Here is a 14,372-nt window from a genome sequence, read left to right as displayed (position 1 = left end):
AAACCATAAGATTTTAAGAACTGAGGTATAAGTAATGATGTATGAATCGATGGAACAAAATCCAAGTCTATGTACTCCAGAACAAGTGCTTTCCAATCGGGGAACGGTGGCCATTTTTATTGATGGTTCTAATCTCTTCTATGCCGCCTTGCAATTGGGGATGGAGATTGATTACACCAAGTTATTGTGCCGCTTAACCAATGGTTCGCGCTTGTTACGTTCGTTTTTCTATACGGGAGTCGATCGCACCAATGAGAAGCAGCAAGGATTCTTGTTATGGATGCGTCGCAATGGCTATCGAGTGATTGCCAAGGATTTGGTGCAACTGCCCGATGGCTCGAAAAAAGCGAATTTGGATGTGGAAATTGCGGTGGATATGATGGCTTTAGTTGGCTGTTATGATACGGCAGTATTGGTCAGTGGTGATGGGGATCTCGCCTATGCGGTGGATTCAGTGAGCTATCGGGGGGTGCGGGTAGAGGTGGTGAGTTTGCGATCGATGACGAGTGATAGTTTAATTAATGTGGCCGATCGCTATATCGATCTCGAAAGCATTAAGGAAGATATCCAAAAAACACCCCGGCAAAACACCTATTCCTATCGCCCCTTATCCAGTTTAAGCCTCATGGATGAACGACAAGAAAAACGATAAGGTTGTGGGCTGTACATGGTTGATAGATCCTGGAGCATGGGCAAGAAAACCGGCGATCCCCTGAAGGTGAGGGTCAAAACCAGTTTAGGCTTGATTTTGGCGATCGCCTTATCCGCTTGTGGTGGCTCTAATGCACCCGATAAACTGGTGCAAGCGGCATCCGATGCTGAAGATTCGGATGCCATTCAATTGGTTTTTAATGATATTACCCTAGAACAAGGAGACGATCGGGGTCAGTTGTTATGGAAAGTCCATGCAAAATCGGCCACCTATAGTGAAGACCGACAAATTGCTACGGTGGAAGAACCATCAGGAGAATTGTATCAAGATGGAAAATTAGTCTATCGAGTGGAAGCTAAACGGGGAGAAGTTCACCAAGATGGCAATTTAATTTTACTCAAAGATGGAATTAAGGCGATCGCCGTTGCAGATGAAGTGGTGTTAGAAGGGAATGAACTGGAATGGCGACCCCATGCAGATGTACTGATGGTTAATAATACATTGACGGGTTCCCATCCCCAGGTGGAAGCTAAAGCCAATCAAGTTAAACTCTATAGCCGCTTGCGGCAAATGGAATTAATCGGGAATGTACAGGCAATTACTCATAAGCCCCAGTTACGGATGAACACCGAACACTTAGTGTGGCTGATGAAAGATCAGAAAGTGGTGGGATCGGTGGCGATCGAAATCAAACATTATGAAGGAGGGGAAGACAACAAGCAAAAGTTAACCGATGAACCCGAAATTCCCCCCAGTCATACGGCTTTAGCTGGAGGAAGTATGGTGGATTTAGAAAAGGAATCGGTTACCTTAATGAATCAAGTCACCTTAACCGCAGTAAATCCAGCCTTAGAAGTGCAAAGCGATTCCATGACTTGGGATTTGAAATCCCAATCTGTGGGAGCCAATCAAAAGATTACCCTAGACCATTTGGATGAACAACTGACCTTAGTGGGCGATCGCGGCTCCGTGGATTTAGCCAATCAGATTGCTTATTTAAACCAAAATGTCCGGGTAACCGGGGGAGAAAATCAGTCGGATCTATCGGCAGAAAATGTTACCTGGTTCTTTAAAAAGGAAGAGGTGGAAGCTACGGGGAATGTCACCTATCGTCAAGCGAATCCGCCGTTATTTTTGCAAGGAGCCAGAGCCTTTGGTCAGTTGCGAGATCAAAATATAACCGTCAGTAGTGGCGATCGCACCAGAGTCATTACCGAGATTATCCCTTAGCTGAGTGCTAATATCAAGCCAACCCTCGTAGTGGACTGGCAAGCTCAAAATTGTAGGTTGGGTTGAGCGAAGCGTGAAACCCAACTTTCGTCAAACTGGTGTTGGGTTTTCGGCAAAGCCGACATGAACGTTCCTCAACCCAACCTACATTCTGTACCCCCCATTCCCCCATTCCCCCATCATCGGCGGATCAAAACCGCCATCCCTTTATGCAGTTTCCGTTGCCAAGAAAAAGGCAAAGAACCGGTGAATTTTTCGATGCCATCCACTACCCCTTTGGGCAAAATTTTCAACAGATATTCTAGTTTAATATGGCCATTGGTTAAGGAATTGGTAAACAGGCGAATTTCTTCTATTTCTAAGCCTGCTTGCTTCACTAGAGGCGGAATTTCATCGGTGTGGAGCAGAAAAATATGACCATCCGAATTGGGGCTAAATTGTTGTTCTTCGTACAAAGAGGGATCGGGACAATCGGAAAACTTGGGTAAATTATGGCGAATATATTCCCCATTGGGAGTGGTCATCACAATATATCCTCCCGGCTTCACCAGTTGGGAAATTTTTTGCAGAAATTGATCGGGATGGGCTACATGCTCGATAATTTCCGTAATCAAGACCACATCAAAACAAGAATCAAACCCTAAATCAAATAAATTCCCAGGAGCATACTCAATATTGCCCTTTTCATACTTCAGTTTCACGTAATCGACTAATTCCGATCGCAGGTCATTCCAAGTCACTTGGTAGCCCAATTCTGCCAGCCATAGACTATAATTGCCCTGAGAAGCGGCCACATCTAACACCTTAGCCCCTGGTTGGGCCACTTTTTGCACCAAATCAATCACCACCTGACGACGATTCTGGTAAGCATAGGTATGACCCAGAACCCGGCGATCGCCATAAATTTCTATCTGGTCATAGTAAAATACTTCTTGCCAACTGGCGGGGGATTCTGGGGGAATTGTAATCTGCTTCATGGCTAAATTTTTCCTCGGTTATGGTAGAACGGATCGGTAGAGTCCTCGACGGTAATTATATGAAAATTCTGATGCTTTCCTCCACTTTTCCTTATCCCCCTAGTCGGTCGGGGACAGAAGTGAGGACATTTAATCTGCTTAAATATCTACAAAAAGACCATCAAGTAACTGTGGTGGCCCAGCGATCGCCCGATGTCACTGATGAAGATATTACCGGTTTGCAGGATAATGTCAGGGATCTGAAGATTTTTCCCCTGGTTGCGGATGAGCGCAAAGGGGCGATCGCCAAAGGAAAGCGCCTATTCTCCTCATTCTGGGAAGGAAAACCCCAAAATGTGATTCACCGTTACCTCAAGGATATTGAAACCCTGGTTCTCGAAGGCGTAGAGCAGGGTAAATATGATGCTATTACCTGCGAACATAGTGCCAACGCCGTTTATTTACGTCCAGAGCTTAAAAATCGGGTGGGTATGGTAGTCAATGTCCACAGTTCCATGTATTGGGGAACGAAAAATGCCATTGATACCGGAGCCTCCGAAAACCTCTGGCGCGATCGCCTTTATTTACCGGTTCTCTATCGCTACGAAAAACAGTATTCCCAAATTACTGACAAACTGGTAGTTACGACGGTTGACGATCGCAAACAACTCCAAATTTTTGCCCCTGCTGACAAAATTGAAGTGATTCCCAATGGGGTAGATCTAGAATTATTTCCTTGTCGAACCCAAGATCCGGGCGGTTATACCTTAGCCTTTGTGGGATCGATGGACTTAACTCATAACATGGATGCAGCGATCTTTTTTGCCAAGAAAGTCTTCCCCCAACTGCGTCAGCGCTATCCTCAAGTCAAGTATCGCATTATTGGCAATCGTCCAACGGCTGAGATTAAAGCCTTAGCCAACCAACCCGGTGTAGAAGTCACTGGAAGGGTTTCCTCCATGGTGGAAGCGCTCCACCAAACCACTATTTGTGTGGTGTCTTTACAAACCGGTTTTGGCATTAAAAACAAGACCCTAGAAGCCATGGCAGCAGGTGTACCGGTTGTGGGGAGCGATCGCGGTTTAGAAGGACTCGATGCTGATGGTGTTGCCTTGCGAGCCAATACGGTAAAAGAGTATATTGAAAGCATTTCCCGATTATTTGAAAACCCCGAACTCAGAGCCGAACTCTCTCAAAAGGGTCGGAAACTGATTGAAGATTGCTTCACTTGGGAACAGATGGGCAAACAATACGAACGTGCCTTAGAAAAGGCTTGCCCAAGTTGAGGGGAATGGGGAGGCGCTTGGCAGCATCAGAAAATATTAGGTGATCTGCGATCGCAGATTACAGTTACCCCTGACTGAGGGATGATCTGGCGCATAGAGGGCATCAGAAATGGTTGCAACTCTATATTCAACTGTAATGGTGGCTCCCCCATGGTCATAGGCCAAATTTTGGGGAGTAAAGGGATCGCGAGGGCTAAATAATTGCAGCAGCACGACAGAATAGGCAATCCACAAGAATAGGCCAAAGATGAACCCATTAAACTCTATCATCACTCAACTCCCTTATTCCCAGACGTTCAAGGTGATTTATGGTTCATTATAAAACTTAGGGGGCGATCGCGTTCCTGATTTATTTAACGAAATATTACGAACTCTCACCACCCAGCTCAGTTCATTGAAGTTAAAATAATCCATATATTTTCTCTAGCGTACCTGAAAAATGACTATGCTGTACTTAAACTCTATGTGCAAATCTTCTCAAGTTTCAGGTTTTTAGATATGGTCTTTGACCTTGCTAACCTCCCCTATTGGATCTTTCTCGGTTTAGGAGTTGTGCTGTTTCTGCTCGTAATTTCTTCTGGAGGTGGAGATAGTGATGGCGATGTAGACATAGATGCTGATGGAGATTTCGATACCGACCTAGATATCGAACTTGAAGCAGATGCTGATGGTGGTTTTACTGCTCTGCAAGCGTTGGGGTGGTTAGGATTAGGAAAAGCGCCCCTATTGTTATTATTAGCCATTGATTTTAGTTTGTGGGGACTTTTGGGATGGGTTCTTAACCTCCTCTTAGGACTTCCCACGGGACGGTTAGGAAATGGTGTTTTAATCATCTCCTTAATTTTCAGCCTATTGGGGGGCAGCCTCATTTCTCGACCCATTGGCAAACTATTTGCAGCATTCGGGGAAGATACCCGTGGCGATCGCCTGATCGGATGTACCGGAACCGTTGTTTCCGTCAGTCTTCCCCAACAGCCTACCACGCAAATCGGCCAAGTCGATGCGATCGATCCTGCCCATAATTTAGTCAGTATAAATGTGCAAATTCCCGATTGGGCTACTCAAATTCCTAAACATGGAGACCCGGTAATAATTATCGAATATTGTGACAGTTTTTATCTAGCCGTCGCTAAAGATAGTGTAGACCAAAAACGCTGGTTAGGCTAATTTTAGCCCTCGTGAATCTTCATACACATTTGCTGATTGTGTATCTACCTCATCTTTGCATAAAACTATCCAAGGACAAAAGGTTTATCCATTATGAAACAAACTCTTATTGAACAACCAACCCAACCCATTCTGGCTCAAAACCCCCTCCCACAAATGGGATCGGTGAGTCTGCTTTTAGTCAGTGGTTCCTTGGGATTTGTCTTTTTCCTGATTTTAGGAATTATCGCTTATACGAGCGTTTACAAAATTACCCCCAACAACGAAGCCTTTGTACGCACGGGAGGCGTATTTATTAAACAAAAACGAGTTTTTCTCAATGGAGGATGTGTGGTAATTCCTGGATTCCATGAAATTACCCGCGTGCCCTTACGAGAAATTTCTATTGATGTGGAACGCACCGGCAATTTAGCCGTGCGGACTCAAGACTATTTACGAGCCAATATGCGCGTCACCTTTTATGTGTGCGTCAGTGCCAATCAACAGGATATTATTACCGTGGCAGCTCGGTTATCTAAGGAGGGAAAAATTTCAGCCACGGATATGAAAGAAGCTTTAGAAAAACGGGCAGATGATGCCATTCGTGCAGCGGCGAAAAAGAAAAGTTTAGCTGAGATTGATTCAGACAAGTTAGGCTTTGCCGATGAAGTCTTGAACTTGATTCAGCAGGACTTTAAAAAGATCGGCTTGACCCTGAATAATATCGCCATTTCTGAGATTGAAGAAGACGATACTTATGATGAAAACAACTTCTTCGATGCTCAAGGGGTGCGACTGAGAACGGAAACGATTCAGAAATCCATTCAGCAGAAGCGGGAAGTGGAGCTAAAGACCAAAGTTTTGATTGAGCAACAAGAACTCGATGCCGAAAAACAATCCTTACGGATTGCTCAAGAGAAAGAAGAAGCCAAGCTAAATCAGAAATTAGAAGTTGAATCCATGGCGGCTCAACGGGAGCGGGAAATTCAGGAATCTAAAGACCAAGAATCGGCTAAAATCGAACGCAATAAACTCTTGCAAAATAAGGCAGTTGAAGAAGAAAAGATTCTGCAACAGTTGTCCGTTCAACAAAGCCAAATTGATGCCAATATTGCTTTAGAAGAGCGCAATAAACAGTTTAAAATTGCCCAAGCGCTGCAAAAACAAGAATCGGAGGTAGCGGAAATTAACCGTCAGAAAATGGTCGAGTCTTCCCAGCTTAAAGCCAAAATTGAGATTGCGGCTGCCGAACGGGAATCGAAGATTGCCCAACAGGAAGCGGCGATCGCCATTTTGGAAAAAGAAAAGCAACGGTTAGCCGCCGATGCCGAGCGTGCCCAAGCCGAAGCTGCCGTCATTACCGCCCAAGAAATCGAACAAGCAGAACGGGCACAACGGTTAAGCGCCATCGAAGCAGAAAAAGAAGCCCAGAAACAAAGGATCTCCGAGCAAAACGTAGTCGAAATCGATGTGTTCCGCCGCCGTCGGCAAGCCGAAATTGCCCGCCAAGCCGCCGAACTCGAAGCCGAATCTATCCGTACCCTCGCCCAAGCCAACCGGGATAAAGCCTTAGCCGAAGCAGAAGGAGAAAAAGCCTTAATTGAAGCCAAAAACACCCTTTCCGATGCCAAACTCTCTGCCCAACTGATCTCGGAAATTTGGCCCACTCTAGCGCCCCATATTCCGGAAATTGTCAAAGCCCTCGCCCCCCAACCCGGTATCTTGGGCGATACCCGCATTTATTCTTTCCCTGGAGCCAATGGCAATAGCGGCAATGGTATGGGAGATATCAATAAGCTCCTGATGTCCACCAGTGGCTTATCCTTAGTCAATGCCCTGATGGAAGAGGGAAAATTGGGCGCACTGCTACAACAAATTAGCCAAATGGTGCGTAACCCCAACCCTCCAGAAGCCTCCAGCCAACTGACGGCCAGCCAGTCCTCAGAAAAACCCTCAGCTCCAGAAAATCCTACCGCCAGTTAAACTCAACCCAGGGCAGTTCACCTGCCCCATCCCCCCCATCTCCACCCTTTTTAATTTCCGAGTGAATTTGATAGGCTATTTAAATATATTTTGGGAAACGCAAGAGAGACAGTGGATATTCAAATTGGACGGGGAAAAACAGCCCGCAGAGCTTACGGAATCGATGAAATCGCCCTAGTACCAGGTCTTCGGACGCTCGATCCGAGTCTGGCCAATACCACCCTCACCTTGGGGGGGATAGAGCGGGAAATTCCCATTATTGCTAGTGCCATGGATGGGGTTGTGGATGTGAAGACGGCTGTGGCGTTGTCTGAGTTAGGGGCAATGGGAGTGCTGAACTTAGAAGGAATTAATACTCGCTACGATGATCCTAACCCGGTCTTAGACAAAATTGCCTCAGTGGGCAAAGATGAATTTGTATCCTTGATGCAACAGTTGTATGCCCAACCCATCGATCCCGAATTAATTACCAAACGGGTCAAAGAAATCAAGGAAAAAGGAGGCATCGCGGCGGTTAGTGCCACACCAGTAGGGGCGATCAAATATGGTCAGGTGGCAGCCGAAGCGGGGGCAGACCTGTTTTTTGTGCAAGGGACTGTTGTTTCTACCGATCACCTCTCCCCGGAGTCTGTCGCGCCCTTAGACTTGGCAAAATTCTGCGAACAGATGCCGATCCCGGTGATTTTAGGCAACTGTGTCACCTATGATGTGGCTCTAAACTTAATGAGAGCGGGTGCGGCTGGGGTTTTAGTGGGTATTGGGCCGGGGGCAGCCTGTACGTCGCGGGGGGTTTTGGGGGTTGGCGTTCCTCAGCCGACGGCGATCGCCGACTGTGCCGCCGCACGAGAGACCTATTACCAAGAAACCGGCAAATATATCCCCGTGATCGCCGATGGCGGCATTATCACCGGTGGCGATATTTGTAAATGTTTAGCCTGTGGTGCAGATGGAGTGATGATCGGCTCTCCCCTCGCCAGAGCTAAAGAAGCTCCCGGCCGAGGCTATCACTGGGGTATGGCCACCCCTAGCCCCGTATTGCCCAGAGGGACAAGAATTCGGGTAGGTAGCACCGGAACCCTAGAACAAATTTTGCGCGGCCCCGCTCAGTTAGACGACGGAACCCATAATCTCCTGGGTGCGCTCAAAACCAGCATGGGAACCCTAGGCGCTCAAACCATCCGCGAAATGCAGCAAGTAGAAGTGGTGATTGCCCCATCCTTACTCACCGAAGGCAAGGTTTATCAAAAAGCCCAACAACTGGGTATGGGTAAATAGATCTAATTCTCCTCAAAGACCAGGAATCGGAGAAAGATTTCTACAATTTGTACATAATTCGGGGAAAAGTGAAATCTGTTGTTTACAATAGGGAATAGCGGAGACGCATAATGTTTCCGTTCACTCCTCACACCACACTCCGCCTGAACAGTTTGTTCGGGCGGTTTCTTATTTAAACAGGTCGGTCTGCTATGATAGAATTCCTGATGTGGAACGTAGGATAAGGATTACCCCTAATGACAGCAGCAGCCGTTACCGATAAAACATTTGAGCTGGAAGTGCTTGAAAGTGACAAGCCGGTTTTAGTTGATTTTTGGGCCCCATGGTGTGGCCCCTGCCGCATGGTTGCGCCCGTGGTTGAAGAAGTGGCGGAACAATTTGATGGACAGGTCAAAGTGGTGAAAGTTAACACGGATGAAAATCCGAATGTGGCCAGTAAGTATGGTATTCGCAGTATCCCCACTTTGATGATTTTCAAAAATGGCCAGCGTGTGGATATGGTCGTTGGTGCAGTTCCTAAAACTACTCTGGTTCAAACCTTAGAAAAGCATCTACTTGCTGGTGAGAGTGCCTCTGAAGGGGAGAAAGAGTAAGAACTCAACCCAAGACAGAATGGGTCAAATAAAGAAAACGGGCTTTTCTAAGGGGGTAGATCTTCCGAAGGGAAAAGCCCCTATCCTAGTCTTGCCCTCTGGCTCACTCCCGATCACCCTATCTAAAACCATCAGGGTCTACCAATAGACCCAATCTAGAATAGACCCAAAAACTGATTAGGTTTCTCCGGTCAGAAGCCTCAGCTAACTCTACTTACTCCTGTTTACTCACAACAGTCAATTGCGGATGACTTTATCCACTCCAGATGCTCGCGCTACACTGAAAGCGGATTTATTAGAACTTCTGGCACAATTGCCGAGTTTAGAACATGGCAAATGGGTCGAACAAGCTTTGATCGGTATCCTGCGAATTGCAGAAGAAGAAATCGACCGTTTAGACTGGAAGATTTTGACGGGTTCTCTACAGGATATGGAACGAGCCTTTGAAATCTTTTCTGCCTATCGCCATGTGCGTAAAATTAGTATTTTTGGCTCGGCTCGCTTACCGTCCGATGCTCCAGCATACCAGATTGCCCTAGAGTTTGCCCGGAAAGTAGCCCAACAGGGATTTATGGTGATGACGGGAGCTGGGGGCGGAATTATGCAAGCGGGGAATGAAGGAGCGGGTTTAGAGCAGTCTTTTGGGCTAAATATTCAGCTTCCTTTTGAACAGGGATCGAACCCTTTTGTGACTGAAGATAAGCTAGTTCAGTTTAAGTATTTCTTTACTCGCAAATTGTTTTTCTTACGAGAAACAGATGCAGTAGCCTTGTTTCCTGGAGGGTTTGGAACTCAGGATGAAGCGTTTGAGTGTTTAACGCTCTGTCAAACCGGAAAGGCGGGGCCGATGCCCTTGGTGTTGCTAGATAAACCCGGTGGTCAGTATTGGCACGGATGGGAGAAATATGTGCGGGATCATCTCTTAAGCCAAAATCTGATTAATGGAGATGATTTGAGTCTGTATACAATTACGGATCGAGTGGATGTGGCTTGTCAGGCGATCGCCCAATTTTATCGCATTTATCATTCGAGTCGCTATGTACGCCAGCAGTTTGTGATGCGTCTGAAAACGGAACTCTCGGATGCTGATGTCGAGGAACTCAATCAAGAGTTTAGCGATATCCTGATTAGCGGTAGGATTGAGAAAACGAAAGCTTTACCCGAAGAAAGGCTCAGTGATGTCCATGACTTGCCCCGATTGGTCTTACACTTTAATCAACGAGATCATGGGCGACTCTATCAAATGATTAATCGGATTAATCAAATGGGTCAACCTTCGGAGGAAGAAAACCATCCCGAACGTAAGTAGGGCAGGGAATTACAGCGTTTGAGACGGTAGATCTTCTCCTGATTTTCCCCTTCGCCGATGCCCCATTGCCTACGCCGTTAGCCAGAATACACTAAAATAGAGCCAATTAGCCTATGCTCAGAATTTTAGAACGGTGAATAGTTCTCCATCCTCTACCGACCTTGACCTGAAACAGTTGTTTTCATTTGAACTCGATGAGTTTCAACATCAGGCGATCGCCGCATTAAACGCCGATAAGTCCGTGGTGGTATGCGCTCCTACGGGATCGGGTAAAACCTTAATTGGAGAATACGCCATCTATCGCGCACTCTCACGGGGCAGACGAGTCTTCTATACTACTCCCCTAAAAGCCCTATCCAATCAAAAGTTACGTGATTTCAGTCAACTTTTTGGTGCGGAAAATGTAGGATTAGTTACAGGTGATTTATCCCTAAATCGGGAAGCTCCGGTAGTAATCATGACCACAGAAGTGTTTCGGAATATGCTCTACGGAACACCCATCGGTCAAATTGGTACATCAATCCAAGGGGTAGAGGCAGTGGTTCTCGATGAATGCCACTACATGAACGATCGCCAACGGGGAACAGTTTGGGAAGAATCAATTATTTACTCTCCCCCCCACATTCAATTAGTAGCCCTGTCAGCAACTGTCGCCAACAGCGACCAACTGACGGACTGGATCGCTCAAGTCCATGGCCCCACAGAGCTGATTTACTCAGACTTTCGCCCCGTCCCCCTGCAATATAACTTTTGCAACATTAAAGGCATCTTTCCCCTGCTGAATAAGAAAGGAAACAGCATTAATCGCCTGTTGCTCAATACCAAGTCTAAGGGCAAAAAACCCCCCAAAGTTAAACCCAAGGATCAAGTCCCTAGTTTATTATCTGTGGTGGCTCAACTGCAAGAGCGGGATATGCTACCGGCGATCTACTTTATTTTCTCCCGTAAAGGGTGCGATCGCGCCGTGGCTGAAACCGTCGGACTCTCCCTACTCACCTCCGAAGAAAAACGACAAGTAGCTGCCCACATAGAACGGGTGCTATATGAGCATCCGGAAGCCATTCGCCGCTCCCAGGTTGAATGTCTTTATCGGGGGGTAGCCGCTCACCATGCCGGGTTATTACCGGCTTGGAAGAGCCTTGTGGAAGAACTATTTCAACAGGGCTTAATCAAAGTGATGTTTGCCACAGAAACCCTGGCGGCGGGGATTAATATGCCCGCCCGAACCACCGTCATCTCCAGTTTATCCAAACGCACGGATCAGGGCCATCGTCTGCTCAACCCCAGTGAATTTCTGCAAATGGCTGGACGCGCAGGACGGAGGGGAATGGATGAACTGGGCCATTTAGTCGTGGTGGAAACCCGGTTTGAGGGAGCAAAGGAAGCGGGATATTTAGCCACCGCCGGGGCAGATCCCTTGGTGAGTCAGTTTACCCCTAGTTATGGGATGGTACTAAACCTGCTGCAAACCCATAGTTTAGAGGAAGCCAAACAACTGATCGAGCGCAGTTTTGGTCAGTATATGGCTAATTTAACCTTAATTCCCCAACAGCAGGCGATCGCCGCTCTGCAAACGGAAGAAAAGCAGATATACTCCCAACTCGCTCCCTATGGTGACCTACAAACCCTCCAGGAGTTAGCTGCTAGTTATCAGAAACTGCAAGAGCGACTGCGGGAAGCCAAACGACTGCTGAAAACCTTGCAAACCCAAGCAGAGCGGGCGCGAACCAAGGATTTAGCGGCGGCGATCGATTTTGCCGTGCAGGGAACCGTCTTAAGTCTTAAAGGCAGGTATATTACGGTTTCTGAGCCAATTTCCGCCATTTTGGTCAGAAAAGTCCCCGGCAGCGGCCAAGCGCCCTATTTGGTCTGTTTAGGAGAGGATAATCGCTGGATGGTGGCTACCTATGGGGATGTGGTGGGTTTATATGGAGATATTCCCCGCTTTAAGGTGGTTGATGGTTGGCAACTGCCCCCAGAGTTACAGTTGAAACCGGGAGAATGTCGCAGTAGCAGCCCGGAAACGGCAGCCACAGCCCGGCAAATTCCCCAGTTAGAACCCACCTTAGCCGCTCCAGAAGTGGATGAGCAACAGTTGGAAGTGGAGCAAATCACCACTGAGATTATGGAGCATCCGGTACATCAGTGGCCAGAACGGGGTCGGATTCTCAAGCAGATTTCTCGTGCTGCTAGACTAGAGATAGAAATTGGCGATCGCCTGACCAAATTCCAGCGCCTCAAATCTCGCTATTGGGAAGAATTTCTCAATTTAATTGCTATTTTGCAAGCCTTTAACGCCCTCGATCCCCAGCTCGTTCCCACCGCCCTCGGCGAATCAGCCGCTACCCTGCGGGGGGAAAATGAGTTATGGCTCGGTATCGCCCTCACCTCTGAAGTCTTTGCCCACCTAGAACCCCATCATTTAGCTGCCGCTTGTGCTGCCCTAGTGACGGAAAACCCCCGCCCTGATAGTTGGGTGAACTATAATACCTCCCAACCCGTGATTGAAAGCCTCTTAGAACTGCAAGGAATGCGTCGCCAACTCTTCCAGCAACAACGGCGCTATGATGTGGCCCTACCCATTTGGTTAGAGTATGAGTTAATCGCTTTAGTGGAACAATGGGCCCAAGAACAGGATTGGACAGAACTCTGTGAACAAACGAGTTTAGACGAGGGGGATATTGTCCGCTTGCTCCGACGGACGTTAGATTTGTTATCCCAAATTCCCCATATCCCCCATGTGTCTGATACGCTCAAGGATAATGCCCTTTGGGCGATGAAGTTACTGAATCGTTTCCCGGTTAATGAGACAGCTTAGGGATCGGATTTAAGCGAGGGCTAGTTAATAATTAGTCCAACCGCCATCGGTGGCATAAATACAGCCCGTTAGATTAGATGCATCAGGTGAGAGGAGGAAGAGGATTATAGCCGCTTGCTCCCAAACCGTGGAAGAACGCTTTTGAGAATCCGCTGCCATGAGGATACTTTGGGTTTTGAGTCCGCCCATTGATCCCCCCTGGCCAGATTCCTTCATCGCTTTCACAAACTCTCCTGCTCGTTCCACCATCGGGGTGTCAGTCGCTGCCATATTGACTGAGTTAATGCGAATGCCGTAAGGAGCGTAATCTAGGGCGGCGTTGCGAGTAATCCCGGTGACACCATGCTTGCTGGCCACGTAGGCGGGGTTTCCCGCTAACCCGGTCAAGCCTGCAATGGAACCAATGTTGACGATTGCCCCACCGCGACCCTGCTGAATCATCTGGCGTAGTTCCGCACGCATGGACTTAAAGACTCCGGTAGTATTGGTCGCTATCACTGCCTCCCAATATTCATCCGTAGCTTCGTGGATGGAATTGGGCAGTAGATGGCGTTGGCCATTAAAGTTTAAGGGTTCTGCCGGATCGCCCCCATCCATTACCCCAGCCGCATTCAGGGCCAAGTCTACACCGCCATAGACCTGAACGGCTTTGGCTACGGCGCGATCGCAAACTTCAGTGTCTACCACATTACCCACGATGGCGATCGCCGGATACCCTTCCCCTTTTATCTGGCTAATCGTTTGATTAAGCTCCTTTTCTTTGCGATCAAGGGCAACAACCGATGCCCCTTCCCGTGCCGCTCGAATCGCCGTAGCTGCACCAATTCCGGTGGCAGCTCCTGTAATCAGTAAGGTCTTGCCTTGGAAGCGATCGGCAATGAAATAAGTCGGATCGGTTGGAGTAATATCAAGCATTGGGGATTCTCCAGAAGGTTTGATGCTGGTTGTAGTGGATGAAGCGTTGTCCTGGGCTTGGGCCCGCAGGGAAGCCAGGGCAACTGTCGTCAGAAATGAGCCACTTCCTAATGCTAGGAATTGACGGCGACTGAGCAGGTGAATCACCTCTTTAACGCCTGGACGATCCAGGTTGAGGCCAGACAAATCAGGTTCCATATTTAGCTTAG

The 14,372-nt window shown here is 47.6% G+C and carries 12 protein-coding genes; 9 read left to right on the top strand and 3 right to left on the bottom strand.

Translation table 11 applies throughout. The annotated features are described in order from the left end of the window. Nucleotides 1-37: 37 nt before the first annotated feature. A complete protein-coding gene (locus AC3FZD_RS04050; protein ID WP_488740260.1) occupies nt 38-652 on the top strand; it encodes a LabA-like NYN domain-containing protein in 615 nt (204 codons plus the stop codon). A gap of 15 nt (nt 653-667) precedes the next feature. Continuing rightward, entirely contained in the window at nt 668-1,882 is a 1,215-nt protein-coding gene (lptC, locus tag AC3FZD_RS04045; RefSeq protein ID WP_488738899.1) for an LPS export ABC transporter periplasmic protein LptC, read from the top strand. 179 nt (nt 1,883-2,061) lie between these two features. On the opposite strand, the gene AC3FZD_RS04040 is transcribed toward lptC, so the two are convergent. Then, nucleotides 2,062-2,859 carry a class I SAM-dependent methyltransferase gene (locus AC3FZD_RS04040; protein WP_488738898.1) on the bottom strand — a complete coding sequence of 266 codons (798 nt, stop codon included), beginning with the start codon at nt 2,857-2,859 and terminating at the stop codon, nt 2,062-2,064. Between the two features lie 20 nt (nt 2,860-2,879). Between AC3FZD_RS04040 and AC3FZD_RS04035 the strand changes: the two genes are divergently transcribed. Further along, entirely contained in the window at nt 2,880-4,124 is a 1,245-nt protein-coding gene (locus AC3FZD_RS04035; RefSeq protein ID WP_488738897.1) for a glycosyltransferase family 4 protein, read from the top strand. A 36-nt stretch (nt 4,125-4,160) separates the two neighbouring features. Here AC3FZD_RS04035 and AC3FZD_RS04030 read toward each other — a convergent pair whose 3' ends face one another. Beyond that, complete coding sequence (locus AC3FZD_RS04030) at nt 4,161-4,394, bottom strand: hypothetical protein (RefSeq protein ID WP_488738896.1); 234 nt, start codon at nt 4,392-4,394, stop codon at nt 4,161-4,163. A gap of 228 nt (nt 4,395-4,622) precedes the next feature. On the opposite strand from AC3FZD_RS04030, the gene AC3FZD_RS04025 reads away from it, so the two are divergent. The 6 genes from AC3FZD_RS04025 (at nt 4,623) to AC3FZD_RS04000 (ending at nt 13,248) form a co-directional block, all read left to right on the top strand. Then, nucleotides 4,623-5,291 carry a DUF1449 domain-containing protein gene (locus AC3FZD_RS04025; protein ID WP_488738895.1) on the top strand — a complete coding sequence of 223 codons (669 nt, stop codon included), beginning with the start codon at nt 4,623-4,625 and terminating at the stop codon, nt 5,289-5,291. 93 nt (nt 5,292-5,384) lie between these two features. Beyond that, on the top strand, nt 5,385-7,253 hold the full coding sequence (locus AC3FZD_RS04020) for a flotillin family protein (protein ID WP_488738894.1): 1,869 nt from the start codon (nt 5,385-5,387) through the stop codon (nt 7,251-7,253). Between the two features lie 111 nt (nt 7,254-7,364). Further along, a complete protein-coding gene (locus AC3FZD_RS04015) occupies nt 7,365-8,528 on the top strand; it encodes a GuaB3 family IMP dehydrogenase-related protein (RefSeq protein WP_488738893.1) in 1,164 nt (387 codons plus the stop codon). Between the two features lie 236 nt (nt 8,529-8,764). Further along, on the top strand, nt 8,765-9,121 hold the full coding sequence (gene trxA / locus AC3FZD_RS04010) for a thioredoxin (protein WP_488738892.1): 357 nt from the start codon (nt 8,765-8,767) through the stop codon (nt 9,119-9,121). Nucleotides 9,122-9,368: 247 nt separating this feature from the next. Next, a complete protein-coding gene (locus AC3FZD_RS04005) occupies nt 9,369-10,430 on the top strand; it encodes an LOG family protein (RefSeq protein WP_488738891.1) in 1,062 nt (353 codons plus the stop codon). A 133-nt stretch (nt 10,431-10,563) separates the two neighbouring features. After that, nucleotides 10,564-13,248 (top strand): DEAD/DEAH box helicase, encoded by a 2,685-nt coding sequence (locus AC3FZD_RS04000; protein WP_488738890.1) that lies wholly within the window; start codon nt 10,564-10,566, stop codon nt 13,246-13,248. A 24-nt stretch (nt 13,249-13,272) separates the two neighbouring features. Here AC3FZD_RS04000 and AC3FZD_RS03995 read toward each other — a convergent pair whose 3' ends face one another. Continuing rightward, nucleotides 13,273-14,361, bottom strand: coding sequence for an SDR family NAD(P)-dependent oxidoreductase (locus tag AC3FZD_RS03995; protein WP_488738889.1), 1,089 nt, complete (start codon nt 14,359-14,361; stop codon nt 13,273-13,275). Nucleotides 14,362-14,372: the final 11 nt, after the last annotated feature.

It is taken from the genome of Roseofilum sp. KMC-1 (assembly GCF_057802075.1).
The sequence above is the reverse complement of the archived record's forward strand: the minus strand, read 5'-3'. Positions and strand labels throughout refer to the sequence as shown.

Bases quoted from the DNA above. Each gene is read 5' to 3' on its own strand.
- AC3FZD_RS04030 (WP_488738896.1), bottom strand. From the start codon at position 4,394: ATGATAGAGTTTAATGGGTTCATCTTTGGCCTATTCTTGTGGATTGCC.
- AC3FZD_RS04050 (WP_488740260.1), top strand. From the start codon at position 38: ATGTATGAATCGATGGAACAAAATCCAAGTCTATGTACTCCAGAACAA.
- AC3FZD_RS04035 (WP_488738897.1), top strand. From the start codon at position 2,880: ATGGTAGAACGGATCGGTAGAGTCCTCGACGGTAATTATATGAAAATT.
- AC3FZD_RS04040 (WP_488738898.1), bottom strand. From the start codon at position 2,859: ATGAAGCAGATTACAATTCCCCCAGAATCCCCCGCCAGTTGGCAAGAA.
- AC3FZD_RS04005 (WP_488738891.1), top strand. From the start codon at position 9,369: ATGACTTTATCCACTCCAGATGCTCGCGCTACACTGAAAGCGGATTTA.
- lptC (WP_488738899.1), top strand. From the start codon at position 668: ATGGTTGATAGATCCTGGAGCATGGGCAAGAAAACCGGCGATCCCCTG.
- AC3FZD_RS04020 (WP_488738894.1), top strand. From the start codon at position 5,385: ATGAAACAAACTCTTATTGAACAACCAACCCAACCCATTCTGGCTCAA.
- AC3FZD_RS04025 (WP_488738895.1), top strand. From the start codon at position 4,623: ATGGTCTTTGACCTTGCTAACCTCCCCTATTGGATCTTTCTCGGTTTA.
- AC3FZD_RS03995 (WP_488738889.1), bottom strand. From the start codon at position 14,361: ATGGAACCTGATTTGTCTGGCCTCAACCTGGATCGTCCAGGCGTTAAA.
- trxA (WP_488738892.1), top strand. From the start codon at position 8,765: ATGACAGCAGCAGCCGTTACCGATAAAACATTTGAGCTGGAAGTGCTT.